Consider the following 25,615-nt stretch of genomic DNA (forward strand, 5'->3'; position numbering starts at 1 on the left):
TCATCGCACCATTAACCCCACGTTTATCTAAGGCATGGTTAATAGCGCGATGAATAAGCGCCAAAAATATCTACAAGATATCCCTGCTCCAAGGTTAACGCCGCTGGCGGCGGCCTGCGTGGCGCTGGTGATTGCGCTGATCGGTGGCGCTGTGTTGGCGTTGTTAACCTAATTGAACAAGCGCGTGGCGTTTTTTACCCGCACTTAGTTTTATTGGCGTTTCAAGGTCTGCGGCGGTGATCATCCGGCCCGCATCGGTCAACATGTCGTCGTTGATTTTCGCACCGCCATCCGAAATCAGCCGCTTGGCTTCTTTGCCGCTGCCAGCCAGACCAGATTTCACAATAAGTTGCACAATCGAAATACCATCCACCAAGTCCGAAGCGGCCAAGGTCAGCGTCGGAAGATCATCGCCGATACCACCCTTCTCAAAAACTTCTTTGGCCGTCTTTTCAGCGGCTTGTGCAGCATCTTTTCCATGCAAAAGCGTGGTCACTTCGTTGGCGAGGACGATTTTCGCCCCATTGATGTCTGCCCCTTCAAGTGCGCCAAGGCGGTCACATTCCGCAACTGGAAGTTCGGTGTACAGCTTGAGGAACCGACCCACATCAGAATCGGTGGTGTTGCGCCAAAACTGCCAGAATTCATACGAGCTCAGCATTTCATCGTTCAACCAAATGGCGCCAGACAGGGATTTGCCCATCTTTTTACCGTCACTTGTGGTCAGCAACGGCGATGTCAGGCCGAAAATTTGGTGATCCAAAACGCGGCGCGTCAGATCGATACCGTTTACGATATTGCCCCACTGGTCGCTGCCACCCATCTGCAATTTGCAACCGTAGCGTCGGTTAAGTTCCAAGAAATCATAGGCTTGCAGGATCATGTAGTTGAATTCAAGGAAGCTGAGACTTTGTTCGCGATCGAGCCGCGATTTGACTGATTCGAAACTCAGCATCCGGTTCACAGAGAAATGTTTGCCGATGTCGCGCAGAAAATCGAGGTAGTTCAGATCGTCGAGCCATTCGGCATTGTTCAGCATCAAGGCGCTGTTCGGCTGGCCTGTGTCGTACTTAATGTAGGCCGCGAAAACCTTTTTGATGCCCGAGATGTTGTCATCAATTTTATCGGGCGTCAGCAGCGGGCGTTCATCGGCGCGAAACGATGGATCACCCACTTTCGTGGTGCCGCCGCCCATCAACGTGATCGGTTGGTGGCCGGTCTTTTGCAGCCAGCGCAGCATCATGATCTGGATCAGGGAACCAACATGCAGCGATTTTGCTGTCGCATCAAAACCGATGTAGGCGGGCACAACGCCCGCGGCAAAGGCGTCATCCAAGCCCTGATAGTCGGTGCAATCGGCAAGAAAGCCGCGTTCCATCATCACACGGATAAAATCGGATTTTGGATGGTAGGTCATGATGTGTTGCCTCGCGTAGATTTCGCGCATTCTATAAGCGGCAGTTGGGCCAAGGGGAAGAGCATGTTGAAAGATCAAGTGGTGCGTGTCGTTGGGGCCATGTCGGGCACGTCGCTGGACGGTGTCGATGCGGCCGAAATTGTGACGGACGGCCATGCGTTTATCGAGTTTGGCGAAAGTGCGTTTCGCCCCTACACAAAAGCCCAAGTTGCCGTGTTGCGCGCCGCACTTGGAAAATGGCCGGAAGACGACATCGCCGAAGCCTGCGAGTTGATTGAGACGGTTCACGCACAAGTCTTGAGCGGCTTTGGCGATGCCGATTTGGTCGGCTTTCACGGGCAGACGTTGGCCCATGATCCAAAGGGGCGGGGCACGCATCAGGCGGGTGACGGCAGCGTTTTGGCCGATGTCTCAGGTAAAACCGTGGTCTGGGATTTTCGCAGTGCGGATGTGCAAATGGGCGGCGAGGGTGCGCCACTGGCACCGTTTTATCACTTTGCGCTGGCCAAAAAGATGGGTGCGTTTGAACCTGTTGCCATTCTAAACTTGGGTGGTGTTGGCAACCTCACGTGGATCGATCCCAGTCTGCCCTTGCCGCAAAGCGATGGGGCGTTACTGGCGTTTGATACTGGGCCAGCCAACGCACCGATCAATGATTTGATGCAGGCGCGATTGGGGCAGTCGTTTGATCTGGATGGGAAATTGGCCGCCTTGGGAACAGTTGATCACCGAATTATTGACCAGTTCTTGCAGCATCCGTTTTTCTTTCGGATGCCGCCGAAATCGCTGGATCGCGATGCATTTATTGGACTTACCAACGCGGTTTCAGACCTGTCGGACGCGGACGCTGCAGCAACTTTGACCATGGCCTGTGCCACCTCGGTGGCGCAAGGTTTGCAGGGCTGCCCAAGCCCGCCGTCGCGCATGTTTGTAACGGGCGGTGGACGCAGTAACCCTACGCTTATGGGGATGATCGCAGATGCCTGCGCCGTTCCCGTAGCCCCAATTGAGGACGCAGGGTTTGACGGCGACATGCTGGAAGCGCAGGCGTTTGCCTACCTCGCAGTGCGCGTCGCCAAAGGGTTGCCAACCAGCGCATCGGGCACCACGGGCGTGCGCGCTGCAATTGGCGGTGGCACCGTTTCGCGCCCGTCGAAAGATTAGGTATTTGAGAACCAAAGAAGTCGGAAGAAAAACTCTGCGCCAGAGGATCGCTAGGCGTCTTGGCACAGAGTCTTCTTCGGTTACGGCCATCGGCTCCACAGCCTGTACCGCTCACACAGGATGCAATGTTAAGGTTAATTACGTCTTACTTTCTTCCCGCTTCTTTGGTTCTTAAATACCCAAATCCACCTTCCCTCAGGCGGGAAGGTGGATTTTGAAACGTGCGCGGATGGTCGCGTCCAATTCTGGATCAAACCGCGCGGCGGACCGTCTGGCCAAGATAGCATCTTTGCGTGCAATGGTTTGCTCGATCAGGTTGGGGCGGTCTTTTTCTGCCCATTCTTTCGGGCTCATCCGGTTGCCGAGCGCTGGATAGACGCAATCGCGTTCCATATGGCTGAGGGTTCGATCGGTGCCGAGGTAATGACCCACTGCCGGCTTTTCTGGGCGGCCCATGCACACTTCGCGCATTTGATCCAAAGCCAGGGTTTCGTCGTCCACTTCGATGCCACGTACACAGCGCAGGGCTTGGCCGATCAGATCATCGCTGAGGATCAGGCTTTCGTGGCAAAAGCCGAGCAAAGAGGCGTGCATACCTGCGGCCTCATAGACCATGTTTAGCCCGCTCAGGCCCGCCATGACGGCGGAACACATCTGTTCCCATCCGGCTTGCATGTCGGGCATTTTTGAATCGCTTGCCCCACCAACGGCCCCACCTGGAACGCCGTAGAATGCATGCATTTGGGCGCAACCGGAGCTTAACAGTGCCTGTTCGCCGGAACCGACTGTCATCGCGCCGGTGCGCAAATCCAACCCGAAAGGCCAAGTCCCGAACACTGCCGGATGACCGGGGACCATTGCATTGACGTAGACAACCCCTGCGAGGCATTCGGCCACGGCCTGCACGATCGCGCCGGCAATGGTGGAGGGCGCAGTTGCCCCCGACATGCCAGCAGACAACAGCAAGATCGGCATGCCACCACGGATACAAATCTCCATCGCTTCGCAGGATTCGGTCGCGAATTTCATTGGTGGAACGACGAAACAGTTGGACATCGACACAAACGGGCGTTTCCGATATTTCGATTCGCCGCCAGCGATGGCGTAAGCCAATTGAAGACATTCGGCGGCATGGCTTGGGTCAGAGATAGACGTACCGATGTGTTTGGTCGTGCCTGCACAGCAGGCGTAGATCGTGTTGAGATCCATTTCGAGGTTGTCAGCAATATCGCGTGCCACCATCGGGCGTTGCAGGAAGTGAACGTTATCTAGCGTGTCAGTGATCCGCGCGGCGTCGTGCAGGTCTTGCAACGTGCTTTCGCGGAAATTGTTACCCGCCACATCGACCATATTCACCGCAGCGCCAGCGGTGCCGTAATGCACACGTTGCCCGCTCAGATCGAGGTCATGGACAGGGTCCCGGCCACACAGGGTCAGGTCCTTGCAAGATATCGCAAGCATGTCTTCGACCAAGGCACGCGGAAAACGGATGCGCCCATCATCCCCGAGAATGGCCCCTGCGCCCGTCAGGATTTGGACGCCCGATGGCGGCGCGTCCGCGAGGCCGATGGTTTCCAGCGCGGTCAGCGCGGCCTCATGAATTTTCAGGACATCTGCATCTGAAAGGGGTTTATATTTGCCCCCCGTCATGCCCGCTCGCACGGGGCGCATGGCGTCAGATAGTTTAGAAGAACGCGCTGCGTGACGGGCGGCGCGGCCACCACTACGGCTGGCACGGCCTTGGGTATTAGTTGGGGCAGGGCGGTTTGGGGTTTCGTCGTTCATGTGTTTGGCCTTTGTCTGTAGGGAAATTGGGTTCTCTACAGCGCAGCGGGCCGCCCACGGGCCGCGCGACCACGCCGCGCACCGATCGTCAGGTTGACGCGGACAGCATGAGTTGTTGCGGTTATGGTTTTTTGATCCATGTCCAGATGGTGAGACGTCACACCCTTACAATCTATCGTCTTTGCGACGTTTGGTCGTTTTTGAACCAATTCAAATTGGATCATGCACAAGTTTGTGATGGGGACCGGATGGGCGCAGCTTGGCCTATGCCTGCGCCAGTTTCGGGCGAAACCCAGCTTATTGTGCCATGTAATTTCTGAAGTGGTGGCAACCAGAATCTAGAAGCGATTTTAGGGTGAAGAGTACTGCGTGCATTTCGTGTGCAGCTTATCCAAAAAATAAAATTAAAGAGAAGGAAGCCTACAATGTCTAAAATGTTTTTCGCGGCAACAACGACTGCACTGACCATGAGCGTTGCGAGCGCATCGTTTGCTGGCAACCTTTCGGAGCCGATCATCGCTCCGTCCCCAGCCGCAATGGCCGCCCCTGTTTATAGTACCGGAACCGATTGGACGGGTTTTTACGTCGGCGGATCGCTTGGTTATGCCGAAGGCAGTGAAGACGACAGTACAGTTTTTGAGGACGACGGCGCGACATATGGCATCCACGCCGGTTACGATTACGATTTCGGTAACTTTGTACTGGGTGCTGAATTGGAACTGTCCGGCTTCGATGTATCGGACGGCGGAAATGACATAGACAGTGTTTCGCGCGCGAAATTGCGTGCCGGTTATGACGCAGGTGCCTTTTTGCCGTATTTGACGGTTGGTGTTGCTTCGTTGGATATCGGCGGCGGACTTGATGCCAACGATACAGGTTCGTTCTACGGTGTTGGCATGGATTACATGCTCAACGATCGTATCCGCCTTGGTGGTGAAGTGTTGCAGCACGAGTTTGGTAACTTCGACAACACAGGTCTGGACTTTGAGGCGACAACGGCATCCGTGCGCGTTGCGTTCCAGTTCTAAACTGATCTTACGATTACGACCATGCGGCGCGGCGGGCTAAATTTGGGCCGTCGCGCCGTAGCTTTTTCGGGGGGGATTTGTGCCGATTGGCAGCGCTGCGGAACTAGGCAGACTTTGCCGCAGCTTAAGTCAGCAACGCATCGATTGTATCGCCCGATATGGACAGCCCGAGACGCGAAAAGCTGCCGTCTTTGGGGCCGTTGCCGAACATTTCAGCGGCGGCGTCGTACAAAACACGGTGGGTGGCCCGTGCCAATGCGGACCCGAGCGAAAGCCGTGCAGCCCCCATGGTCGCAAAGGACCGCTGGGTTTCGGCTGTGTAAATCGGCCCCGCAACAAGGACATTCACAGGGGCAGTGACAGCAGCGCAAATCCGCGCCACGTCTAGCGTGGTTTTTGGGATCGGCGCATAAAGACAATCAGCGCCTGCGGCTTCAAACCCTTGCAGGCGGGAGATGGCTTCTTCGATGTCGTAAGCACCAGTCATAATGCCGTCTGCACGCGCCGTGAGTACAAAGTCATTTGGCAAAGCGCGCGCAGCTGCGGCGGCGGCCTTTATGCGCTCAATCGCGAAGGCGCGCGCGTAGGCGTCGGGACTGGGCAGCTTGATATCTTCGATGCAGATGCCCACAAGACCTGCTTCGCCTGCCAGCCGGACGGTTTCAGCGACAGTATCAGGATCATCGCCCCAGCCGTTTTCAAAATCACCTTGAACGGGCAAACCCGTGGCAGCAACAAGGTCTTCGGCATGGGCCAATGCCTCATCGCGGGACACGCCAAGGCCGTCTGGACGCCCGAATGTGAAAGCATGTGCGGCAGATGACGTCGCAATGGCCTGCGCGCCCATGGATTTCAGCACCCGCGCTGAGCCGATGTCCCACGCATTGGCGAGAATGAAGGGATCGCCGGGTTTGTGAAGGTTGCGGAACGTGGTCATGGCTGGTCCTTAGTGGTTTCAAATTTGGCTGCGCAAATCCGATCAAGTGGCGTCGTTCATTGTGCGCCATTGGTTCAAGCCCGATGGACGACGCCTCCCGCTTTTCAGACTCCCCCAGGATATTCTTGAGACAAAGTCAGGGCACAAGAAAGGCTGTGTTTAAGCGGCTTTGGTGGTGGCGAAATCGAGCAGGGTTTGTAATGCGGATTTGTAGGTTTCGTCGTCGATGGTCATGGCAACGCGGATGTGGCCTGCGGCAGCGACGCCGAAGCTTTCGCCCGGCATGGTGGCGATGGCGTGGGTGTCGAGTAGGTCATTGGCGAAGGCACTCCCCGTCAAACCCGTCGCGCGGATGTCGAGCATTGCATACATTGCGCCTTGGATTGGGCTGCCTTTGACGATGTTTTGTGTGGCCAGCAAAGTTTCTGTGATCTGGCGACGACGCGCGAAGGGGGCGGAGATTTCAGCCTCAAGCGCTTCGCCTTGGCCCAGTGCAAATTCGGCGGCGTCTTGGATATAGCCTGCGACGCCGTAGGTCGTATGGGTCGCAAGGTTGATGAGATGTTCAATGACTTTAGTCGGGGCACAGATCCAGCCGACACGGCTTCCAGTCATTGCGTGGCTTTTGGACATTGACCCGACGACCAATGTGCGTTCCGCCATGTCGGGCAGCGCGCGAGGACTGATGTGATCGCCGTCCCACAGTTGCGTATCATAGACTTCGTCGGAAATCAGCCACAGGTCATGTTCAATGCAGGTGGTCGCAATTTCTTGCAATGTGGCGTGAGAATAGACAGCGCCCGTTGGATTGTTGGGGGTGTTGATCATAATGCTTGCGGCACCTTTGGCATGGCGTGCGATGTCAGAGGCGCGGGGTTGAAAGCCGTTGTCAGGATATGCTGGTATAGCCTTTGGCGTCGCGCCGATCCCACGGATCGTTCCGGGATAGGTGGCGTAGTAGGGATCAATATAAAGCGCGACATCGCCTTCGTCGCAAACGGCTGTGTGGGCTGCAAACAGGGCTGCTTGCCCGCCGGGGGTGATCAGGATGTTGTCCGGTGTTGTCGCCACGCCCGTGCGCGTCTGAATGCGGGTTGCGACGGCCTGGCGCAAGGCCTCGGTGCCGGGGACTGCGGCGTATCCTGTGTGCCCGTCCTTCGCGCTTGCGTGCATCGCATCCAGAATACTTGGGTGCGTGCGAATGTCATGTTCCCCGATCGTCAGTTCGATGACGGGTTGACCTGCGGCTTTCAGGGCGCGGGCGCGGTAAAAGACCTCCCAGCCATCAGAGCCGCCGGGTGTGAGATGTGTGATGCGATGTGATAATTTCATGTTCGCACGTGACCAGTGGCGCTGGTCGGTGTCAATCCAGAAGAATGCGTGGTCCGGTGCCTTTGTGCCCCAAGGTATCCGCCGGATTATACAGTGCGCAGGCATCAAGGCTGAGGCACCCACAACCGATGCAACCGTCGAGCTTGTCGCGCAGCGCTTCCAGCTGGGTGATGCGCGCCGTGATGTCAACACGCATCGCGGTCGAAATACGGGCCCAATCGGATTTGCTGGGGGCTTTATGGGTGGGCAGATGTGCCATGTGGCCAGCAATGTCGGCCAGTGAAAACCCCAACCGCTGGGCGATCATGGCAAATGACAACCGTCGCAGGTCTGCCTTGTCATAGCGGCGATGCCCGCCTGCGTTGCGCAGAGGATGCACAATGCCGTGGGTTTCGTAAAACCGGATCGCCGAGACGGCAAGGCCGGTACGATCCGCGAGGTCCCCGATAGTCAGTCCGTTTGTTGGGCGGGCCATGAAAATAATCCTTGATCTCAAGTGCACTTGAGAAATTACACAGGATGCAGGACCAACCCACAAGGAAAAAATAAATGGCCCATCTTGAACACGTAAACGTCACCGTCGTTGACCCTGACGCGAGTGCGGCAATGCTGATCGATCTTTTCGGCTGGCATCGGCGCTGGTCTGGCGGTGCGATTGGCGCGGGGCGATCTGTGCACGTGGGCGGCGAGGGGTTTTACCTTGCTTTGTATACGGGTCCCGACGGTGTCCCGTTAGAAGCGGCGCACACCAGTTACCGCGAAAAGGCGGGTCTGAACCACATCGGCGTTGTCGTGGATGATTTGGACAGGGTTGAGGCCGCTGTGAAGGCCAAGGGGTATAACACGCACAGCCATGCGGATTATGAGCCGGGCCATCGTTTTTATTTCTGCGAGGAAAACGGAATCGAAATCGAGGTCGTCAGTTATGACTGAAATGCCTGCGTGAAATCTGGCGGGGCCGCGCTGGCGCTTTGGCATAGGCGCAAGACAAACGCCGCCTGAGCGCAGGGAACTGCGCAGCGGTCTTGTGTCGTGCGATGTTTCACAAGAAGGCGGGCCCGCCGATGGTGACGTGGTCCGGCGCAGGCCCTTACTGGGCAGACCTGCGCGATCTGTAATGCCGTGGGTCTGCACCCGGTTGCTTGCCCCCAAGCGTGGGTGGTCCGTGACCCGTGACCTGTGTCAATTGGATATCCAAGGGCGGTTTTAGGGCAGCAGTGTTAAACGTTCGTAAGGGGGGCGCGCGCTGCGCAGTTGATTTGCGCAACGCACGAGGGTATGCACGCCGCATGAAGAGCATTTGCATCATTGCGTGTATTATTTCCTGCTAACTTAAGTCGCGGGCTGCTTTTTCACGTTTCGATCCATCGCTGAACTTGCTAGGTCCGCGGGCAACACCTGCGCTAAAGCATATTCGAGGTTCAACGATGGCGATCAAACTGTACAACACAAAGGTCCGCAAAAAGGTCGAGTTTAGCCCGATCGACCATAAAGACGTGCGCATGTATGTCTGTGGGCCGACCGTTTATGACCGCGCCCATCTGGGCAATGCGCGTCCGGTCATTGTGTTCGACACGCTGTTCCGGCTGCTGCGCCACACCTATGGCGCGGACCATGTCACTTATGTGCGCAATTTCACCGACGTCGATGATAAAATCAACGCCACCGCATTTGCGCGCCAGCAGGCGGGGGCTGCGGGTACGTTGGAAGACCTGATTGCCGAGCGGTCGAGCGAGACGATTGGCTGGTATCTTGAGGACATGGCCGCCGTGGGCGCGCTGGAGCCGTCAGCCATGCCGCGTGCGACGCAATACATCGCGCAGATGATCACAATGATTGAGGATTTGATTGCCAAGGGTCACGCATACGAGGCCGAGGGTCATGCGTTGTTCCGTGTGCGGTCCTACACCGAATATGGCGCGCTGTCGGGCCGCTCTGTTGACGATATGATCGCAGGGGCGCGGGTCGAAGTGGCGCCCTACAAAGAAGATCCGATGGATTTTGTGTTGTGGAAACCATCAAGCGACGTTCAGCCCGGTTGGGACAGTCCGTGGGGTCGTGGACGTCCGGGCTGGCATATCGAATGTTCGGCCATGGCGCTGGACCTGCTGGGTGGTGAATTCGATATTCACGGCGGCGGCAACGATTTGCAATTTCCGCACCATGAAAACGAGATCGCGCAATCGACCTGTGCGGGCCACGGGTTCGCCAACGTCTGGATGCACAACGAAATGTTGCAGGTCGAGGGCAGGAAGATGTCCAAGTCCTTGGGCAACTTTTTCACTGTGCGTGATTTGTTGGAGCAGGGTGTACCGGGGGAGGTGATCCGGTTTGTGATGCTGAGCACGCATTACCGCAAGCCGATGGATTGGACCGCAGCCAAGGTTCAGTTTGCTGAAAAAACTCTGATTGGTTGGCGGACCGCGACAATGGAGTTAACGCCGACAGCAGCCCCCGACTTCACAGCGGATAAGGAAATATTGGCGGCGCTTTCCGATGATCTGAATACTCACCTAATGATCTCTAAGTTGAACGCGTTAAGGCCGAAGCCACAAATGCTCTTGGACAATGCGCGATTTGTTGGGTTTCTTTCTGATGAATTTAGAGCTGCCCGAGAAGTTCACGGGCTTCCGAGCGGTCAATACTCTGATTTCGACAATATTGACCTAAACGCGCCTATTCATCTGCATCTATTAAACGACAAAATCACAGAGATTCGAGCGACTGCTTTGCAAACCAAAAATTTCTCGGCCCTAGACGAGATCAAAAATAAGGCAGCGGAAGCTGGAATCGAGGTTCGCATGTCAAAAGTCGGCGTTGAATTAATTCCGAACGCGAATTTTGACTCCTCCAAATTGGAGGGTCTCCTATGATCTGCGATCAGCGCCTGCGGCGGGCGGGGGGCGCGCCTTCGGCGCTTAAGACAGTGAAGGGGGCGCTGCCCCGCGCTATGCGCTCCCCGGGATATTTTAAAAGCAAAGACATGCAGGAGTGGTGCTGATGGAGCGTCTTTATCTTTACGACACCACCTTGCGCGACGGGCAGCAGACCCAAGGCGTGCAGTTTTCGACGGCGGAAAAGCACAGCGTGGCCGCGATGCTGGATGATCTTGGGGTTGATTACATCGAAGGCGGTTGGCCGGGGGCGAACCCAACGGATAGTGAGTTTTTTGAGGCTGCGCCAAAGACCCGTGCCACCATGACAGCGTTTGGGATGACCAAGCGGTCCGGTCGATCTGCGGACAACGACGAAGTGCTGGCAGCGGTGATGAATGCGAACACGCCCGCGGTGTGTCTGGTGGGTAAGACCCATGATTTTCATGTGAAGACCGCGCTGGGCGTTTCACTGGACGAGAACGTCGAAAATATTACGGCGTCTATCGCACATATCGTGGCGCAAGGGCGCGAGGCGTTGTTTGATGCCGAGCATTTCTTTGATGGGTTTAAGGCAAATCCTGATTACGCGATCCGATCTGCCAAGGCGGCCTATGATGCAGGTGCGCGCTGGGTTGTCCTATGCGACACCAACGGTGGCGCGTTGCCTCATGATGTGCGCAGCGGTGTTAAGGCGCTGATTGAGGCGGGCGTTCCGGGCACGCACATCGGCATCCACACGCACAATGATACCGAAAATGCAGTGGCCAATTCGCTGGTTGCAGTGGCGGCAGGGGCGCGCCAAATTCAAGGCACCCTAAACGGTTTGGGAGAGCGGTGCGGCAATGCCAATCTGACGACATTGATCCCGACGTTGTTGTTGAAACAACCATATGCCAGTCAGTTTGAAACAGGTGTGACGCAGGAGGCCCTAAAAGGCCTTCGTAAGGTGTCACGCTGTCTAGACGAAATTTTGAACCGCGTGCCACACCGTCAGGCGGCCTATGTCGGTGCATCGGCGTTTGCCCATAAGGCCGGGTTGCATGCGTCGGCCATTGCCAAGGACCCCAGCACATATGAACACATTGATCCTGCGTTGGTCGGCAACAGCCGCATTGTGCCGATGTCCAATCAAGCGGGCCAATCCAATCTGCGCGAACGACTGACGCAGATGGGGCTGGAGGTGGCCAAAGGTAATCCCGCGTTGCAGCGAATTTTGGACCGCGTCAAAGACCGCGAGGCTGCTGGTTATTCCTACGACACCGCGCAAGCGAGCTTTGAGGTACTGGCCCGCGAGGAACTGGGGCTAATGCCGAGGTTTTTCGAAGTCAAACGCTACCGCGTCACCGTCGAACGCCGCCGTAACAAACGCAATGAGATGGTGTCGCTGTCCGAAGCTGTCGTTGTCGTCAAAGTGGACGGCGTCAAGACGATGTCGGTCTCTGAAAGCCTTGGGCCGGATGGGTCTGACCGTGGTCCGGTCAACGCGCTGAGCCGCGCGTTGATGAAAGACCTTGGGCGTTACGCCGATTGCGTCGCTGACATCCATCTGACCGACTTCAAGGTGCGCATCACAAATGGCGGCACCGAAGCCGTCACGCGGGTCATCATTGACAGCGAAGACGGGCAGGGCCGCACGTGGTCCACCGTCGGCGTGTCCGCCAACATTGTGGATGCGTCATTTGATGCCCTGTTGGATGCGATCCGATGGAAGTTGGTGCGCGACGGGGTTAAAGACTGGGTCAATGATGGGGCCGCATCGTGAGTTTTGAGGCCTGCGCTGGCATTGTCGAACGCGGTGATCCCGACCGGTTTTTGGCGGTAATGGCGGCGCCTGTCGCTGCACGCCGCATATTATTTCCGATCTATGCATTCAACGTCGAAATCGCCCGCGCGCCTTGGGTAACGAGCGAACCGATGATTGCTGAAATGCGCCTGCAATGGTGGCGTGATGCACTTGAAGAAATCGCTTTGGGCGGGACAGTGCGCCGCCATGAGGTCACACAAACGCTGGCCGACGTGTTGGATGTCGACGGCGCGCGCGCGCTGGATCGGCTGGTCGCGGCACGGCGTTGGGATGTCTATACGGACGCATTTGAAGACGCAGCGCATTTCGACGAATACCTTGATGCGACCGCGGGGGAGCTGATGTGGCAGGGCGCGCGGGCGTTGGGTGCTGTGAGCCGTGAAGACGTCATGCGGTTCGCGCGCGCGGCAGGTTTGGCGCGTTACCTAAAGGCGGTGTCCGCGCTTGAGGAAAAGGGCCGTTTGCCGCTGCTGGACGGACGCGAGAACGCGATTGCTGCGCTGGCAAGGGAGGCGCTGAAAGACATCGCGCGACCAGTCCCAAGCAATCCTGCATTCCTCGAAGCATGGCAGGCCGAACCGCTGTTGCGCCAGATTGCGAAAGAGCCGTGGCGTGTGGCGCAAGGCACTGTCGGGATCAGCCCGTTTCGTGCCAAATGGCGGCTGTTGCGCTGGTCTTAAACCTGTGTGCCTTTGGGGCGACTATAAATTTGTGCGCCTTTTGGTCAATTTTTAGATTTGTGCGCCCTTGGGGCGCAACGCCAGCCAAATCAACGCGCCACCCGCAAGCATCAAGAACGGTGCCATTGCGACATTGACGGCTGTCCAGCCTTCGATGGGTGATCCACCAGAACAATTCATCAAACCGCCTGATGCCAGAGATGCCACCATAACGGACCCGAAAACGATCATATCATTGAGGCCCTGAACGACCCCGCGTTCGTGGGTGGCGTGGGATGACGTCAGTAGTGTCGTTGCGCCAATGAAGCCAAAGTTCCAGCCGCAGCCCAGCAGGATCAATGCTGCATAAAAGCTAAACAACGACGGTTGTTCACCCTCGGCAACACTGACGCCAAAGAGCGCGGCAATGCCCGCAGCCCCGAGGATTACAAGGCCAACTGCCATGATCGGTTTGACGCCGAAGCGCACGATCAGATGGCCTGTGAAAAAGCTGGGCGCAAACATCGCTAATACATGCGCTGAAACAATATCATTTGCGTTATCAAGGGCATATCCGCAGCCTACGACAGCCAATGGTGTCGACGTCATGACAAGGTTCATCAGGGAATAGGCCACAAGTGCGATTATGATTGCCACCAGAATATTTGGGTCCGACAAAAGCTGCCCGCGGGTTCGCGGTGTCGGTCCGGCCACCTTGGGCTGTCCGCGCGACCCTTTGGGCAAATCAAGCGCGAGGAACAGGAACATTCCGACTAAATTGAGGACTATGATTGCTAGATAGGTGCCCAAAAACGGCACCACAAAATTGCTATCCACAAGTTTATTGAGTTGCGGGCCTAGGATTGCTGACAACAATCCGCCTGCCATGACATATGAAATCGCCTTTGGTTTAAAGCTGTCAGATGCCGTGTCCGTCGCGGCAAAGCGGTAAAATCCTTGCGCCGACATATAGATTCCTGTGAAATAGGACCCGATCAACAGCACGGTGAACGATCCGATGTATAATCCATAGGCCGCGATTGCCGCGCCTACCGCACCTGCCAATGCGCCAATATAGAACCCGAACCGCCGTCCGTGCGATTGCATCAGTGGCGACAGCCATGGTGCGGTTGTCATTGACCCGAAAATGATCAGCGAAATCGGCAAAGTCGCCCAGCAGATGTTAGAGGCCAGCTGTTTGCCCGCCAATCCCCCGACCACGAAAATCATCGGCATTTGCGCGCCAAGGATGGCTTGCGCGAGAACGAGAACCGCGACATTTCGTTTTGCGCGGCGGTCATCCGGGATTTGGGCAAGATTTGGGGCTGCGGTATCAGTCATTTAAATTGGCTACGCCTCACCCACGGGGTTGGCAATGGCTGAGCGCAAAAATTCAGACGCGATCAATGATATGGGCGAACGAGCCTGCGACGCGACCGTCAATAAGACCGATCGGACCCAGAGACGTGCCTTGTGCATCCGAGGCATCAAACAGCGCGCTGCCTTGGGCGTCGAGCGTCGTTGCATAATGGAATTCGTGCGCTGAAAAGCCGTTCGTCGCACTTGCGGTTGCAATCAATGAATGCGGTACGCGTTGCTGCAATGTCCGGTAGCCCAAATGCAGTTTGGGTTCTTTGAAGCTGGTGGTCAGGCCAAGAAGCCCTGCCATTTTATGTGCCGTGCCGTCACCGTCAATCAGCGTTTCACCTAGTGTCATATATCCACCACATTCACCATAAATATCAGTGGTTTGTGCGGCGTTCTTTAGGCTTTGCATGAAGGTTTTTGCGCTTGCGATCTGGCGGGCATAAAGTTCAGGATAGCCACCGGGCAGAAACACGCGGTCCGCATCTGGCACGGGATCATCTGCAAGGGGCGAAAATGACAGTATCGTAACGCCAGATCGCGCCCAGTCCGCCAGCATATGGGGATAGGTGAACGAAAATGCAGCGTCTTGGGCAATGGCGATGCGCATGGGGTTTTGCGCGGGATCAACGTTGGCTGGCCTGTCCGCAGGCCAGTTTGATGGCGCCATCAGCGCACGCAGGGCTGTAAGGTCTACGTTGCGGGCGACAATATCTGCCGCGCGATCCAGAAACGCGTCTAAGTCCGGCATTTCACCCGCTTGCACCAGACCAAGGTGGCGTGACGGGCGCGATAGATCATCGCGTCGCGCGATTGTGCCAAGCACCGGAATGTTCAGCGGTGCCAGCGCGGTCTTGAGCATCAAAGCATGGCGATCAGAACCGACGCGGTTCAAAATTACACCTGCCACACGGACGCGGGCATCAAACCCTGCAAATCCAGCGACCAACGCGGCAACAGACTGCGACATGGCTTTGGCATCGACAAGCAGAATTACGGGCAGATCAAGGATGCGCGCCAAGTCCGCCGTTGATCCTTTGCCATTTGGCGGCGCACCATCGAACAGGCCCATTGCGCCTTCGATGATCAGATCGCCGTACCCTGACGCCAAAGATTTGATCCGCGCGTTGGTCATCGCCCACGCATCAAGATTGACGCAAGGGCGGCCCGTCGCGGCGGCGTGAAATTGTGGATCGATGTAATCCGGGCCGGATTTAGCGGACCGGACCACATGGCCGGCGTTCTTCAAGGCGCGCAGCAGGCCCAATGTCACGGTGGTTTTACCGGCGCCTGATGTTGGGGCCGCGAGGATCAGGCCAGACATGGCTTAGGCCGTTTCAGCGGGGCGGCCACGGCCCAACGGGTCAAGGTTTGTCGGCGCGATGCCTGCCGCTTGCGCCTGCCAGTTCAACACATCGCGCATCCGCACGGCTTGGCCAATACAGATGATAGACGGCGGTTCGACCCCAGCTTTGGCGATGTCCGCTTCGACGGTGCCAAGCGTTGTTTCGAGTACATTTTGCTGATCGGTGGTCGCCGATGTCACGACCGCAACGGGTTCAGACGTGCTGCGCCCCGCCGCGATCAAAGACGCGGATATCTGCCCGATGTGTTTCATGCCCATGTAGATCACGATCACCTGCGATCCTTTGGCGATTGCGGCCCAATCCAGGCTCGACGTTGCGTTGCCGGATTGATCATGACCTGTCACGAAGGTCACCGATTGGTTCACGTCGCGGTGGGTGACGGGAATACCAGCATAGGCCAGCCCACCGATCCCCGCGGAAATACCCGGAATAATGCGGATCGGGATGCCGTGCTGCACAAGCGTCTGTGCTTCTTCACCGCCGCGCCCGAACACGAACGGATCGCCACCCTTAAGACGCAAAACACGTTTGCCAGCGCGGGCCAGATCAACCAAGCGGAGTGATATATCGCGCTGGATCGCACTGGGTTTGCCACCGCGCTTGCCAGCATAGATGTGGTCGGCCTGTGGCGCCCAGTCCAAAATGGCCTCTTGCACCAGCGCGTCATAGATCACGACATCCGCTTGGCGCAGCGCATTCAGGGCGTGCAACGTCAATAGGCCCGGATCACCGGGGCCTGCGCCGCACAGCCAAACCCAACCGCGTTCAAGCACCGGCCAATCGTGTGAGGGGAGTCGCGTTTCCATGTTCCTGTTATGGCGCGAGATGGGCGCGCGCGAAAGGTGACAAACGACGTAGCATTGTGGATTGGCGTCACGGGGCTGCGCGGTTAAGGTATCGATGATGACACGCATATCCCCCACACAAATTGGCGGCCCGCAATTGCGCCGTGGCTGGACCACCGGGGCCTGTGCCACCGCCGCGACCAAAGCCGCATTAATAGGGCTGTGGGGCGGGGCGTTTCCATCAATGGTGTCAATTACGCTGCCAAAAGGTGAAACGCCGGAATTCCCAGTCATTGGTGTGGTTCTAGGTGATGGATGGGCCGAGGCTGGCATTGTCAAAGACGCGGGCGATGATCCCGATGTGACCCATGGCGTCACGGTGATTGTACGGGTGGAACGATCAACGGGCGGTGTTGTTTTTAGCGCCGGGCTGGGCGTGGGGACCGTGACGAGGGCGGGCCTGCCAATTGGGGTTGGCGAACCTGCGATCAATCCCGTGCCGCGCGCGATGATGGATGAGATGGTGGCGGAAATGGCCAGCGAATACGGCCAAAATCCTGATATTGAAATTACGGTCAGTATCCCGAATGGTGCTGAGATTACGTTGAAAACATGGAACCCACGGCTTGGTATCAAGGGCGGCCTGTCCATTCTTGGAACGACAGGAATCGTGCGGCCGTTTTCATGTGCGGCATGGATCGCGTCCATTCATCGCGGAATTGATGTGGCGCGTGCGGACGGGCAGACCCATATGGCTGGCTGCACCGGCAACACGTCGGAAAAAATCGTGCAGGCGCTGTATGGGCTGCCGGATCACGCGATGCTGGATATGGGGGACTTTGTCGGGGGTATGGTCAAATATATGCGACGCAATCCGGTTGCCCGCCTGACGATCGGTGGTGGTATCGGTAAGATGACCAAGCTGGCACAGGGGGCGGTCGATCTACATTCCGGACGCAGCCAAGTGGATTTTGATGTGCTTGCCGACTGGGCGGGTATCGGGCGGGTGGCGCAGGCGAACACTGCACTTGAGGCTTATGAAATTGCAGGCGCGCCGCTGGCCGCGCGTGTCGCCAAAGAAGCGGTCGGGCAGGCCGCACTTCAGTTTAGGGAAGCGGTGCCGATGCTGGACGTGGTGATCATTGACCGCGCTGGAAACATCATCGGGCAAGCAACAAAATGACGTTGTTGTTGCTGGCTGGAACCGGTGAGGCCAAGCGCATTGCGTGGGGGCTGGCGGACAAAAGTATTAAGGTCATCGCGTCATTGGCGGGTGTGACGCGGTCCCCAGAACCGCTACCGGTGCCAACGCGTATTGGTGGTTTTGGCGGCGAGGACGGGTTTCGATCGTATCTGCGCGACGCGGCGATTAGTGCCGTTCTTGATGCGACCCATCCGTTTGCGGCAAAGATCAGCGACCGCACGGCACGAATTTGTGGCGAATTGGGCATGCCTTACGCGCAAGTGGTGCGGCCCGTATGGACGCCCGAGGACGGTGACAATTGGACAGCGATTGCTACGCCAAGCGATGCGGTGAACCACATTGCGGATGGATCGACAGTGTTTCTGGCGACGGGGCGGCTGACCTTGGCGGACTATGCAAACCTTGCGGGTCAGCGGATCTTGGTGCGGATGATCGATCCGCCAACAGCGCCTCTGCCGTTTGAAGGTGGTGAATTTATCATTGGCCGTCCGCCATTCACCCAAGCCAGCGAAGCGGCGTTGTTTCGCGCCCTTGGTGTGACCCATTTGGTCGCCAAAAATGCTGGCGGGCAGGGTGGCCGCGCAAAACTGGATGCGGCACGCGAGTTGGGACTGCCGGTGTTGCTGTTGGACCGCCCAAAGATGCCAGTGGCGCAGCAGTTGGCGTCCATGCAGGACGCGCTTCTTTGGGTGTCGTCGCTGGCGCCGGTGAAGATGGCAATTGCGCCATGAAGGGTCGCATTATTGAAACGGACGCCTGTGTGGTTGAAGGCATGGATTGGCTTGCCGCACACTGCCCGAAGATGAAGGCGGCCTATGTTTTGACGGGGCCACTGCCATTGTGGCGAAAACCGGACGGGTTTAGTGAATTGCTGTCGGCAATTGTTGGCCAACAGGTCAGCGTCGCCAGTGCCAATGCGATCTGGGGGCGGATGAAGGATGCGGGCATGACAACGCCGGACGCTTGTTGCGCGGCGTCAGAAGACCAGTTGCGCGCGATTGGCCTCAGTCGTCAGAAAATCCGTTATACCCATGAATTGGCCAATGCTGACATTGATTTTGACGGCTTGCGCGATCAGCCGACGGACCGCGTCATCAAAACCCTTGTCGCGGTGCCGGGCATCGGTCCGTGGACGGCTGAGGTCTATACGATGTTTAGTCTGGGCCACGCAGATGTTTTCGCGCCAGGTGATCTGTCGCTACAAGAAGCCGCACGCATTTTGTACGAACTGCCGGAACGCCCGAAAGAAAAAGCGTTCCGCGTGATGGCACAAGATTGGGCACCTTGGCGATCGGTTGCAGCGCGCCTGTTGTGGGCCTACTACCGAATTTCAAAGAACAGGGACGGCATCACATGACACGGGTTTTGAATTCACAGCGGCGCGAGCCTGCATCAGGTGAAATGCGATCAGCGGTAATTTTCCTTCATGGGTATGGCGCCAATGGGGCCGATTTGATGGGGCTCGCTGATCCGTTGGCCGAACACCTGCCCGACACCGCGTTTTTCGCGCCCGATGCCCCCGAAGACTGCGCAGGTGCCCCGATGGGGTTCCAGTGGTTCCCGATTCCGTGGATTGATGGTTCGTCCGAAGAAGAATCCAACGCCGGGCTGGAACACGCGGCGGCTGATTTGAATGCCTACCTTGACGGGATTATGGTCGACGAAGACCTGCTGCCCGAACAGGTGATGGTGCTGGGCTTTAGCCAAGGCACGATGATTGCGCTGCATGTGTTGCCGCGCCGCGAAGATCCGATTGCCGGACTTGTTGCAATTTCTGGTCGGTTGCTTTTGCCGGAAGCCTTGGAGGATGAGGCCGTTTGCCGCCCGCCAATATTGTTGATCCACGGCGACCAAGATGACGTTGTGCCCGTACAATCGCTGCCAGACGCGGCGCAAGCGCTGCAAACAGCTGGATGGAAAGAAGTGTTCGCCCATATCCAGAAGGGTACAGGCCACGGCATTGCGCCAGATGGGTTGGAAGTTGCGCTAGCGTTTATGCGGGAACGGTTGGGCCTGGCTTGATCTAGGCGACCAAGATAACGTGATCTAGTTCTCGGGCCAATATCTAGGGTTGCCCCTTTGCGGCTGCCATATATAGTTTATCTTATGGTAGGAGCGGGCTCCCGCTCTGATGCCTTGAAGGGGTGAACAGGGTGGATTCGGTTTTGCGAATTGGTAGCGAAAATGTTGGCGACTTTAGGACGGACTTTGTGCGCCAATCGGCGGCGCTGAAACATCGCCCCGCGTTGGTTTTGAATGCGGATTATCGCCCGCTGTCCTATTATCCGCTGTCGCTGTGGCCTTGGCAGGATGCGGTTAAGGCTGCATGGCTTAACCGTGTTGATATCATTGCCGAATATGACGAAGTGGCGCGATCCCCATCAATGGAAATTCGCATCCCGTCGGTGGTGGTGTTGCGCGATTTTGTCAAACCCCAGAAGAAGGTTGCGTTTACGCGTTTCAACTTGTTTTTGCGGGATGAATTTTCCTGCCAATACTGCGGCACTACGGGCGATTTAACCTTTGATCACGTGGTGCCCCGTGCGTCGGGTGGCATTACATCGTGGAAAAACGTTGTGGCGGCCTGTTCGCGATGCAATCTACATAAAGGATCAAAATCGCTGCACCGTTCGGGGTTGTCACTGCGCAAACCACCCCGCCAACCGGCCGCCGAACAGCTGCGCAATATGGGGCGTAAGTTTCCGCCGAACTACCTTCATGCATCATGGCTCGACTTTCTCTATTGGGATGCTGAGCTGGACGCGTAAGGTGGCGAAATGACATGGCCCACCAATAATACGCCCGAACATCTGCTTGAAGGTGATGCTGCCGCGGGCTTTGAGATCAAACGAGTTTTTGCTTGCTCTGATCAAATGAACGACATGTTCACCCGCGCGATATGAGATCATAGTTTGCGCAGCAAAGACACCGACGGGTTCTTTGCCAGTAACAAAATTGAAGCAACGCCAAGGCGTGTTTTGGGTATTGGGCTAAAATCAAAACTAATTGTGCGATTTGCATGCGGGTTTGCCCGTTCAATCACCACTACAAAGGGACGCTTTGGTATTGGTTGGCAACGTCGCGGTTGCGCCAAGTTGCAAAGTGGTGGGCCAAACGGTCAACGCCCGCACGCCTGAAACCGTCAATGTGGTGGGGATCGCGCTAGACTTAAGCCAAACGGGCAGCTAGTTAGGCTGCGTTAGCGCTAACCCTTTATTGGAGGTCCACATGGTCTCGCGCGTGATCCCAGTTGAAGAATTTGACCTCGTGATTTTTGGGGGTACGGGCGATCTGGCCCGTCGTAAAATCCTGCCCGGCCTGTTCCGCCGCTTTTTGTCGGGGCAGATGCCAAAGGGCGCGCGCATTATTGGTGCCGCACGGGCTGATATGAACAGTGATGGCTACCGCCAGATGATCCGCGATGCGATTGCGGAATTTGGTGGCGATGAAGCATCGGAAACCGACTGTATCGAACGGTTCTTGGCCCAGTTGCACTACATTCCAGTCGACGCCAAGGGCGATGGTGGTTGGAGAGAATTACACGCGTTGATCCGGTTTAAGGTCATCAACGCCTTTTATTTCTCGGTCGCACCCAGCTTGTTCGGGGACTTGGCCGAATGTTTGCACAGATTCAACATTGCTGATGAGAGTAGCCGCGTGGTGGTTGAGAAACCGTTTGGCCGTGATCTCACGACGGCCAAGGAGTTGAACGCGACACTTGCCGAACACTTTGATGAAGGCCAGATTTACCGCATCGACCATTACCTCGGAAAAGAAACGGTGCAGAACCTGATGGCCGTTCGGTTTGGCAACGTGTTGTTTGAACCGCTTTGGAACAACCACTACGTCGATCATATTCAGATTACGGTTGCAGAAACTGTCGGTGTAGGTGGGCGCGGGGCCTATTATGACACGTCCGGTGCCATGCGCGATATGGTGCAAAACCACATGATGCAGCTGTTGTGCCTGATCGCGATGGAGGCGCCGTCGGTGTTTGGCGCCGACGCCGTACGCGACGAAAAGCTGAAAGTTATTCGTGCTTTGCAGGGGATTGAACCGCACCACATCGTACGCGGCCAGTATGCCGCAACTGACGACGTGCCGAGCTACCGTGACGACGCTGAAAATTCGAAATCGCACACCGAAAGCTTCATTGCGCTGCGCTGTGAGATTGCCAATTGGCGTTGGGCGGGTGTACCGTTCTATTTGCGCACTGGCAAAAAGCTAAAGGCCCGCACAAGCGAGATTGCGGTTGTTTTTAAAGATCTGGGCCATTCGATTTTCCCCGGTGATGAAAAGCGCCATCGCAACATTTTGACTATTCAACTGCAGCCCAATGAGGGCATGCAACTGCAAGTCACGATCAAAGAACCGGGGCCGGGTGGAATGCGGTTGATTGATGTGCCGCTGGACATGACATTTGCCGATGCTCTTGGCCCAGAAGCGGACGATGTGCCAGATGCCTATGAGCGGCTGATTATGGATGTGATTCGCGGCGACCAAACGTTGTTTATGCGTGGCGATGAAGTAGAAGCGGCATGGGCTTGGACTGATCCGTTGATCGAAGGCTGGCAGGCCCGCGGCGATGTGCCCAAGGTTTACGACCAAGGATCAGCTGGACCAGAAGACGCGATGATGATGTTGCACCGCGAAGGCCGGCGCTGGCGCGAAATTAAGGAAAAGTGATATGAATTTGATTGAATATCCTGATGCCGAAATGATGATGATGGATGTTGGCAACACCATCGCCGGAGAGTTGGAAGCGCACCTGTTGACCAATGATAGTGTGTCTTTCGCCGTGCCCGGTGGCACCACGCCGGGGCCGATTTTTGATGTGCTGTGTGGCGCTAAACATATTGATTGGGCGCGCGTGCATGTGATGCTGACTGATGAACGTTGGGTGCCCGAAACGTCTGAACGTTCCAACACGCGACTTTTGCGCGAACGCCTGTTGATCGATGCGGCTGCGGCCGCGATCTATATGCCACTTTACGGGGGCACAGATACCCCCGAAGAAAGTCTTGCCGCGCTCGAAGCCGGAATTTTGGATGTCTTGCCTATATCTGTCCTGTTGCTTGGTATGGGCACGGATATGCACACGGCGTCGATCTTTCCTGGTGCCGATAAGCTGAATGAAGCGCTGCACGGCAATGCAGTGCTGGTACCCATGCGCGCACCCGGCGCACCAGAACCGCGCATAACGCTGTCGGCAAAAGTGCTGAAAGCTGCAATGAGCCGACATATTGTCATTATTGGACAAGAGAAACGTGAGGCGTTAAATCGCGCAAAATCGCTGTCACCCGAAGAGGCCCCAATTGCCGCACTGCTGGCCGAATCTACAGTTCATTGGGCGGAGAGTTAAAGTATGTTGACGAAACTGCGCAGGCATTTTGAGGCTGTCGAGGACCGCCGGTTTGAAAAACTGGTCGATACAGATCGAGCGCAGGATTTCGCGGCATCTGCTGGTGACATGCGGCTTGATTATGCCAAGACAAATATCGACGCCGAAGGGCGCGCGTTGTTGATAGATTTGCTGGACCGAGTCGGTCTTGCCCAAAAACGTGACGCGATGTTTGGTGGCGCAGTAATCAACGAAACCGAAGGACGCGCAGTTTTGCACACGGCGTTGCGAAACCTTGATGGCGGGCCGGTAATGGTTGACGGTGCCGACGTCATGCCTGCTGTTCTGGCGACATTGGATCGTATGGACAGGTTTGCCACCGACTTGCGTTCTGGCGCATTCAAAGGGCAGGGTGGTGCTATCACCGATGTGATCAACATCGGCATTGGCGGGTCCGACCTTGGTCCTGCGATGGGTGTTTTGGCACTTGCTCCATACCACGATGGCCCACGCTGCCATTTTGTGTCCAATGTCGATCCTGCCGACATCAGTGGCGTTTTGCGAAAGTGCGATCCGGCGACAACGCTGGTGATCGTGGCGTCCAAAACATGGACAACGATTGAAACCATAACGAATGCCCGCACCGCCAAAGCATGGATGGGCGAAAGCGTCAGCAATCCGGCTGCGCAGTTCGCAGCACTGTCCACGTCTGAAGATGGCACAGCGGCGTTCGGGATTTCAGCAGACCGTGTGTTCGGGTTTGAAGACTGGGTTGGTGGGCGCTATTCCATGTGGGGCCCGATTGGGCTGTCGATGATGATCGCCATCGGGCCGGATGCGTTTCGCGCATTCTTACGCGGTGGGCAGGATATGGACCGGCATTTCTGCGCGGCAGACTGGTTGCAAAATCTTCCCGCGCTGCTGGCGTTAACAGGAATTTGGCATAACCAGATTTGTGGATATACCACGCGGTCTGTGCTACCTTATGATAATAATCTCAGTCGCTTACCGGCCTATCTTCAACAACTTGAGATGGAGAGTAATGGCAAGAGCGTCAATATGGACGGCGACGACTTGCTGGTTCATTCTGGGCCTGTTGTTTGGGGTGAACCGGGCACCAACGGGCAGCATGCGTTTTATCAATTGATCCACCAAGGCACGCGTGTTGTGCCGTGTGAATTTTTGGTTGCTGCACGGGGTCACGATGATGATTTGCACCATCAACATCAACTGCTTGTCGCCAATTGTCTGGCGCAATCGGAGGCGTTGATGAAGGGCCGTAATCTGGATGAAGCACGCGGTAAAGTCGCAGACAAATTCGAGGGCGCTGAGCTTGAACGTCAAGCAAAACACCGCGTCTTTCCCGGAAACCGTCCATCGATAACAATCGCTTACCCGAAACTTGACCCATTTACCTTGGGACAGCTACTAGCGCTCTATGAACACCGCGTTTTTGTTGAAGGCGTGGTTTTGGGCATAAATTCTTATGACCAATGGGGTGTTGAGCTGGGCAAAGAGCTGGCCACAGCATTGCAGCCAATTATTGAGGGCGCGGATGCGTTGGATAAGGATGGATCGACTGCCGCTTTGGTTGATTTCTTGCAAAAGCACGGCGTTTAGGGGCTGTGTTTAGAAGCGACGTTTAAGCCTGCACCGCCCCGTCGCGGGTGATGAACGTTTGGCGCAGGGCATCGGGCAGCGCACGTTTGCTGTTATCGGCGTTCAACAGCACAATGACCGCGTCCCCCGTGGTTGTGATGCGGCCGTCAATAAATGTCGCATAATGCATCGTAAAGCTGGTGTTACGCATCTGCGTGGTGCGGGCGACGTTGATGTAATTGGCACCGCGGTGAACTTCAGCTTTGTAGTCTAACCCCACTGTTTTCACGACGAATTTTGGGTCTGGCCCTGCGTCTTCATAGATACCGTAATCGTGCAGGTAATTGACGCGCAGGGTTTCGTACCAGCGCAGATAGACCACGTTGTTGACGTGGTTCAGCGCATCGATTTCACCAAATCGTACGCGGTCGGCCATCCCGTATGACCACGGGTCAGATACGCCTACGCTGCGCAGTGCATCTGCGTCCAATGGGGTCAGGAACGGCGTCACAATACGGCTGTGACGATGATCTCGACCTTGAAGCCCGTGGTCGCGAGCTTGGCTTCGCCAGTCCAACGCGCGGGCGCGCAATCTTTGGCGACCCATGTATCCCAAACCGAATTCATGTCAGCAAAATCTTTGGCCATGTCCGCGCACCAGATTTGTGCCGTGATGACGCGCGATTTATCTGTGCCCGCTTTGGTCAGCAGCACGTCGATTTTATCAAGGATCGCAGTAGTTTGTTCGGTGACTGTGCCACTTTCTGCACCCACTTGTCCGGCGAGATAGACGATGCCGTTAACTATGACAGCTTGGCTCATGCGTGGACCAGCGTCGATACGGGTAATGTCGGACATTGCGGTTCTCCAAGATGTTTTTGAGACGGGGATCAGACCCTCAAGGTGCGAAGCGGTAGGACATAAAAAAGTCCTCAAGCAGCGAAGCGGTAGG

At 56.5% G+C, this 25,615-nt stretch carries 27 protein-coding genes; 16 read left to right on the forward strand and 11 right to left on the reverse strand.

The genetic code is table 11. From position 1 onward, the window contains the following. The first annotated feature begins 34 nt into the window (after positions 1-34). The gene (locus OAN307_RS28950; protein ID WP_187292571.1) at positions 35-172 is read left to right on the forward strand and encodes a hypothetical protein; all 138 of its coding nucleotides are present in this window, start codon (positions 35-37) and stop codon (positions 170-172) included. On the opposite strand, the gene tyrS is transcribed toward OAN307_RS28950, so the two are convergent. Next, entirely contained in the window at positions 164-1,417 is a 1,254-nt protein-coding gene (tyrS, locus tag OAN307_RS11385) for a tyrosine--tRNA ligase (RefSeq protein WP_044044683.1), read from the reverse strand. The genes OAN307_RS28950 and tyrS overlap by 9 nt on opposite strands. A gap of 63 nt (positions 1,418-1,480) precedes the next feature. On the opposite strand from tyrS, the gene OAN307_RS11390 reads away from it, so the two are divergent. Next, on the forward strand, positions 1,481-2,581 hold the full coding sequence (locus OAN307_RS11390; RefSeq protein WP_044043589.1) for an anhydro-N-acetylmuramic acid kinase: 1,101 nt from the start codon (positions 1,481-1,483) through the stop codon (positions 2,579-2,581). 195 nt (positions 2,582-2,776) lie between these two features. Here the strand turns inward: OAN307_RS11390 and OAN307_RS11395 are convergent, their stop codons facing one another. Next, the gene (locus tag OAN307_RS11395) at positions 2,777-4,366 is read right to left on the reverse strand and encodes a trimethylamine methyltransferase family protein (protein ID WP_015499898.1); all 1,590 of its coding nucleotides are present in this window, start codon (positions 4,364-4,366) and stop codon (positions 2,777-2,779) included. Positions 4,367-4,401: 35 nt separating this feature from the next. Beyond that, complete coding sequence (locus OAN307_RS11400) at positions 4,402-4,590, reverse strand: hypothetical protein (protein WP_044043590.1); 189 nt, start codon at positions 4,588-4,590, stop codon at positions 4,402-4,404. Between the two features lie 201 nt (positions 4,591-4,791). Between OAN307_RS11400 and OAN307_RS11405 the strand changes: the two genes are divergently transcribed. Beyond that, the gene (locus tag OAN307_RS11405; protein ID WP_015499901.1) at positions 4,792-5,394 is read left to right on the forward strand and encodes an outer membrane protein; all 603 of its coding nucleotides are present in this window, start codon (positions 4,792-4,794) and stop codon (positions 5,392-5,394) included. 124 nt (positions 5,395-5,518) lie between these two features. Here OAN307_RS11405 and OAN307_RS11410 read toward each other — a convergent pair whose 3' ends face one another. The 3 genes from OAN307_RS11410 to soxR all read right to left on the reverse strand — a co-directional run bounded on the left by OAN307_RS11410 (position 5,519) and on the right by soxR (position 8,138). Then, on the reverse strand, positions 5,519-6,331 hold the full coding sequence (locus OAN307_RS11410) for an isocitrate lyase/PEP mutase family protein (RefSeq protein WP_015499902.1): 813 nt from the start codon (positions 6,329-6,331) through the stop codon (positions 5,519-5,521). A gap of 159 nt (positions 6,332-6,490) precedes the next feature. After that, positions 6,491-7,663 (reverse strand): pyridoxal phosphate-dependent aminotransferase, encoded by a 1,173-nt coding sequence (locus OAN307_RS11415; RefSeq protein WP_015499903.1) that lies wholly within the window; start codon positions 7,661-7,663, stop codon positions 6,491-6,493. A 31-nt stretch (positions 7,664-7,694) separates the two neighbouring features. Next, positions 7,695-8,138, reverse strand: a complete 444-nt coding sequence (gene soxR, locus OAN307_RS11420; RefSeq protein ID WP_015499904.1) for a redox-sensitive transcriptional activator SoxR — start codon at positions 8,136-8,138, stop codon at positions 7,695-7,697. A 74-nt stretch (positions 8,139-8,212) separates the two neighbouring features. Here soxR and OAN307_RS11425 point away from each other — a divergent pair, with 74 nt between their 5' ends. The 4 genes from OAN307_RS11425 to OAN307_RS11440 all read left to right on the forward strand — a co-directional run bounded on the left by OAN307_RS11425 (position 8,213) and on the right by OAN307_RS11440 (position 13,023). Next, positions 8,213-8,596, forward strand: a complete 384-nt coding sequence (locus tag OAN307_RS11425) for a VOC family protein (protein WP_015499905.1) — start codon at positions 8,213-8,215, stop codon at positions 8,594-8,596. Positions 8,597-9,090: 494 nt separating this feature from the next. Continuing rightward, positions 9,091-10,536 (forward strand): cysteine--tRNA ligase, encoded by a 1,446-nt coding sequence (gene cysS, locus OAN307_RS11430; RefSeq protein WP_015499906.1) that lies wholly within the window; start codon positions 9,091-9,093, stop codon positions 10,534-10,536. Positions 10,537-10,663: 127 nt separating this feature from the next. Next, complete coding sequence (cimA, locus tag OAN307_RS11435) at positions 10,664-12,301, forward strand: citramalate synthase (protein ID WP_015499907.1); 1,638 nt, start codon at positions 10,664-10,666, stop codon at positions 12,299-12,301. Beyond that, on the forward strand, positions 12,298-13,023 hold the full coding sequence (locus tag OAN307_RS11440) for a squalene/phytoene synthase family protein (protein ID WP_015499908.1): 726 nt from the start codon (positions 12,298-12,300) through the stop codon (positions 13,021-13,023). Before cimA ends, OAN307_RS11440 begins: the two co-directional genes overlap by 4 nt. Positions 13,024-13,074: 51 nt before the next feature. Here OAN307_RS11440 and OAN307_RS11445 read toward each other — a convergent pair whose 3' ends face one another. Genes OAN307_RS11445 through cobA form a run of 3 tightly spaced genes read right to left on the reverse strand, consistent with a single transcriptional unit; the run spans position 13,075 to position 16,540 of the window. Beyond that, positions 13,075-14,343 (reverse strand): MFS transporter, encoded by a 1,269-nt coding sequence (locus OAN307_RS11445; RefSeq protein WP_015499909.1) that lies wholly within the window; start codon positions 14,341-14,343, stop codon positions 13,075-13,077. Between the two features lie 52 nt (positions 14,344-14,395). Further along, complete coding sequence (locus OAN307_RS11450) at positions 14,396-15,691, reverse strand: cobyrinate a,c-diamide synthase (RefSeq protein ID WP_044043592.1); 1,296 nt, start codon at positions 15,689-15,691, stop codon at positions 14,396-14,398. Positions 15,692-15,694: 3 nt separating this feature from the next. Continuing rightward, a complete protein-coding gene (gene cobA / locus OAN307_RS11455; RefSeq protein ID WP_015499911.1) occupies positions 15,695-16,540 on the reverse strand; it encodes a uroporphyrinogen-III C-methyltransferase in 846 nt (281 codons plus the stop codon). A 97-nt stretch (positions 16,541-16,637) separates the two neighbouring features. Here cobA and OAN307_RS11460 point away from each other — a divergent pair, with 97 nt between their 5' ends. The 9 genes from OAN307_RS11460 to pgi all read left to right on the forward strand — a co-directional run bounded on the left by OAN307_RS11460 (position 16,638) and on the right by pgi (position 24,684). Beyond that, on the forward strand, positions 16,638-17,702 hold the full coding sequence (locus OAN307_RS11460; RefSeq protein ID WP_015499912.1) for a cobalt-precorrin-5B (C(1))-methyltransferase: 1,065 nt from the start codon (positions 16,638-16,640) through the stop codon (positions 17,700-17,702). Further along, positions 17,699-18,454 (forward strand): cobalt-precorrin-6A reductase, encoded by a 756-nt coding sequence (locus OAN307_RS11465; protein WP_015499913.1) that lies wholly within the window; start codon positions 17,699-17,701, stop codon positions 18,452-18,454. The genes OAN307_RS11460 and OAN307_RS11465 overlap by 4 nt, the downstream gene beginning before the upstream one ends. Further along, positions 18,451-19,080, forward strand: coding sequence for a DNA-3-methyladenine glycosylase family protein (locus tag OAN307_RS11470; protein ID WP_044043593.1), 630 nt, complete (start codon positions 18,451-18,453; stop codon positions 19,078-19,080). The genes OAN307_RS11465 and OAN307_RS11470 overlap by 4 nt, the downstream gene beginning before the upstream one ends. Beyond that, positions 19,077-19,745, forward strand: coding sequence for an alpha/beta hydrolase (locus OAN307_RS11475; RefSeq protein ID WP_015499915.1), 669 nt, complete (start codon positions 19,077-19,079; stop codon positions 19,743-19,745). Before OAN307_RS11470 ends, OAN307_RS11475 begins: the two co-directional genes overlap by 4 nt. A 131-nt stretch (positions 19,746-19,876) precedes the next feature. Then, on the forward strand, positions 19,877-20,491 hold the full coding sequence (locus OAN307_RS11480) for an HNH endonuclease (protein WP_015499916.1): 615 nt from the start codon (positions 19,877-19,879) through the stop codon (positions 20,489-20,491). A 9-nt stretch (positions 20,492-20,500) separates the two neighbouring features. Then, the gene (locus tag OAN307_RS30720) at positions 20,501-20,626 is read left to right on the forward strand and encodes a hypothetical protein (RefSeq protein ID WP_275450644.1); all 126 of its coding nucleotides are present in this window, start codon (positions 20,501-20,503) and stop codon (positions 20,624-20,626) included. Positions 20,627-20,951: 325 nt separating this feature from the next. Next, positions 20,952-22,409, forward strand: coding sequence for a glucose-6-phosphate dehydrogenase (gene zwf, locus OAN307_RS11490; protein ID WP_015499917.1), 1,458 nt, complete (start codon positions 20,952-20,954; stop codon positions 22,407-22,409). A 1-nt stretch (position 22,410) separates the two neighbouring features. Further along, positions 22,411-23,085 (forward strand): 6-phosphogluconolactonase, encoded by a 675-nt coding sequence (gene pgl, locus OAN307_RS11495; protein ID WP_015499918.1) that lies wholly within the window; start codon positions 22,411-22,413, stop codon positions 23,083-23,085. Positions 23,086-23,088: 3 nt separating this feature from the next. Next, complete coding sequence (gene pgi, locus OAN307_RS11500; protein ID WP_015499919.1) at positions 23,089-24,684, forward strand: glucose-6-phosphate isomerase; 1,596 nt, start codon at positions 23,089-23,091, stop codon at positions 24,682-24,684. A 22-nt stretch (positions 24,685-24,706) separates the two neighbouring features. On the opposite strand, the gene OAN307_RS11505 is transcribed toward pgi, so the two are convergent. Then, positions 24,707-25,174 (reverse strand): acyl-CoA thioesterase, encoded by a 468-nt coding sequence (locus OAN307_RS11505; RefSeq protein ID WP_245541033.1) that lies wholly within the window; start codon positions 25,172-25,174, stop codon positions 24,707-24,709. Then, complete coding sequence (locus OAN307_RS11510) at positions 25,171-25,521, reverse strand: RidA family protein (protein WP_015499921.1); 351 nt, start codon at positions 25,519-25,521, stop codon at positions 25,171-25,173. The genes OAN307_RS11505 and OAN307_RS11510 overlap by 4 nt, the downstream gene beginning before the upstream one ends. Between the last annotated feature and the right edge of the window lie 94 nt (positions 25,522-25,615).

It is taken from the genome of Octadecabacter antarcticus 307, assembly GCF_000155675.2.
Taxonomy (GTDB): Bacteria; Pseudomonadota; Alphaproteobacteria; order Rhodobacterales; family Rhodobacteraceae; genus Octadecabacter; species Octadecabacter antarcticus.

Bases quoted from the DNA above. Each gene is read 5' to 3' on its own strand.
- OAN307_RS11470 (WP_044043593.1), top strand. From the start codon at position 18,451: ATGAAGGGTCGCATTATTGAAACGGACGCCTGTGTGGTTGAAGGCATG.
- zwf (WP_015499917.1), top strand. From the start codon at position 20,952: ATGGTCTCGCGCGTGATCCCAGTTGAAGAATTTGACCTCGTGATTTTT.
- OAN307_RS11390 (WP_044043589.1), top strand. From the start codon at position 1,481: ATGTTGAAAGATCAAGTGGTGCGTGTCGTTGGGGCCATGTCGGGCACG.
- OAN307_RS11475 (WP_015499915.1), top strand. From the start codon at position 19,077: ATGACACGGGTTTTGAATTCACAGCGGCGCGAGCCTGCATCAGGTGAA.
- tyrS (WP_044044683.1), bottom strand. From the start codon at position 1,417: ATGACCTACCATCCAAAATCCGATTTTATCCGTGTGATGATGGAACGC.
- OAN307_RS11465 (WP_015499913.1), top strand. From the start codon at position 17,699: ATGACGTTGTTGTTGCTGGCTGGAACCGGTGAGGCCAAGCGCATTGCG.
- OAN307_RS11445 (WP_015499909.1), bottom strand. From the start codon at position 14,343: ATGACTGATACCGCAGCCCCAAATCTTGCCCAAATCCCGGATGACCGC.
- pgl (WP_015499918.1), top strand. From the start codon at position 22,411: ATGAATTTGATTGAATATCCTGATGCCGAAATGATGATGATGGATGTT.
- OAN307_RS11410 (WP_015499902.1), bottom strand. From the start codon at position 6,331: ATGACCACGTTCCGCAACCTTCACAAACCCGGCGATCCCTTCATTCTC.
- OAN307_RS30720 (WP_275450644.1), top strand. From the start codon at position 20,501: ATGACATGGCCCACCAATAATACGCCCGAACATCTGCTTGAAGGTGAT.
- OAN307_RS11395 (WP_015499898.1), bottom strand. From the start codon at position 4,366: ATGAACGACGAAACCCCAAACCGCCCTGCCCCAACTAATACCCAAGGC.
- OAN307_RS11450 (WP_044043592.1), bottom strand. From the start codon at position 15,691: ATGTCTGGCCTGATCCTCGCGGCCCCAACATCAGGCGCCGGTAAAACC.
- OAN307_RS28950 (WP_187292571.1), top strand. From the start codon at position 35: ATGGTTAATAGCGCGATGAATAAGCGCCAAAAATATCTACAAGATATC.
- OAN307_RS11405 (WP_015499901.1), top strand. From the start codon at position 4,792: ATGTCTAAAATGTTTTTCGCGGCAACAACGACTGCACTGACCATGAGC.
- soxR (WP_015499904.1), bottom strand. From the start codon at position 8,138: ATGGCCCGCCCAACAAACGGACTGACTATCGGGGACCTCGCGGATCGT.
- pgi (WP_015499919.1), top strand. From the start codon at position 23,089: ATGTTGACGAAACTGCGCAGGCATTTTGAGGCTGTCGAGGACCGCCGG.
- OAN307_RS11425 (WP_015499905.1), top strand. From the start codon at position 8,213: ATGGCCCATCTTGAACACGTAAACGTCACCGTCGTTGACCCTGACGCG.
- cimA (WP_015499907.1), top strand. From the start codon at position 10,664: ATGGAGCGTCTTTATCTTTACGACACCACCTTGCGCGACGGGCAGCAG.
- OAN307_RS11415 (WP_015499903.1), bottom strand. From the start codon at position 7,663: ATGAAATTATCACATCGCATCACACATCTCACACCCGGCGGCTCTGAT.
- OAN307_RS11400 (WP_044043590.1), bottom strand. From the start codon at position 4,590: ATGATCCAATTTGAATTGGTTCAAAAACGACCAAACGTCGCAAAGACG.
- cobA (WP_015499911.1), bottom strand. From the start codon at position 16,540: ATGGAAACGCGACTCCCCTCACACGATTGGCCGGTGCTTGAACGCGGT.
- OAN307_RS11460 (WP_015499912.1), top strand. From the start codon at position 16,638: ATGACACGCATATCCCCCACACAAATTGGCGGCCCGCAATTGCGCCGT.
- OAN307_RS11510 (WP_015499921.1), bottom strand. From the start codon at position 25,521: ATGTCCGACATTACCCGTATCGACGCTGGTCCACGCATGAGCCAAGCT.
- cysS (WP_015499906.1), top strand. From the start codon at position 9,091: ATGGCGATCAAACTGTACAACACAAAGGTCCGCAAAAAGGTCGAGTTT.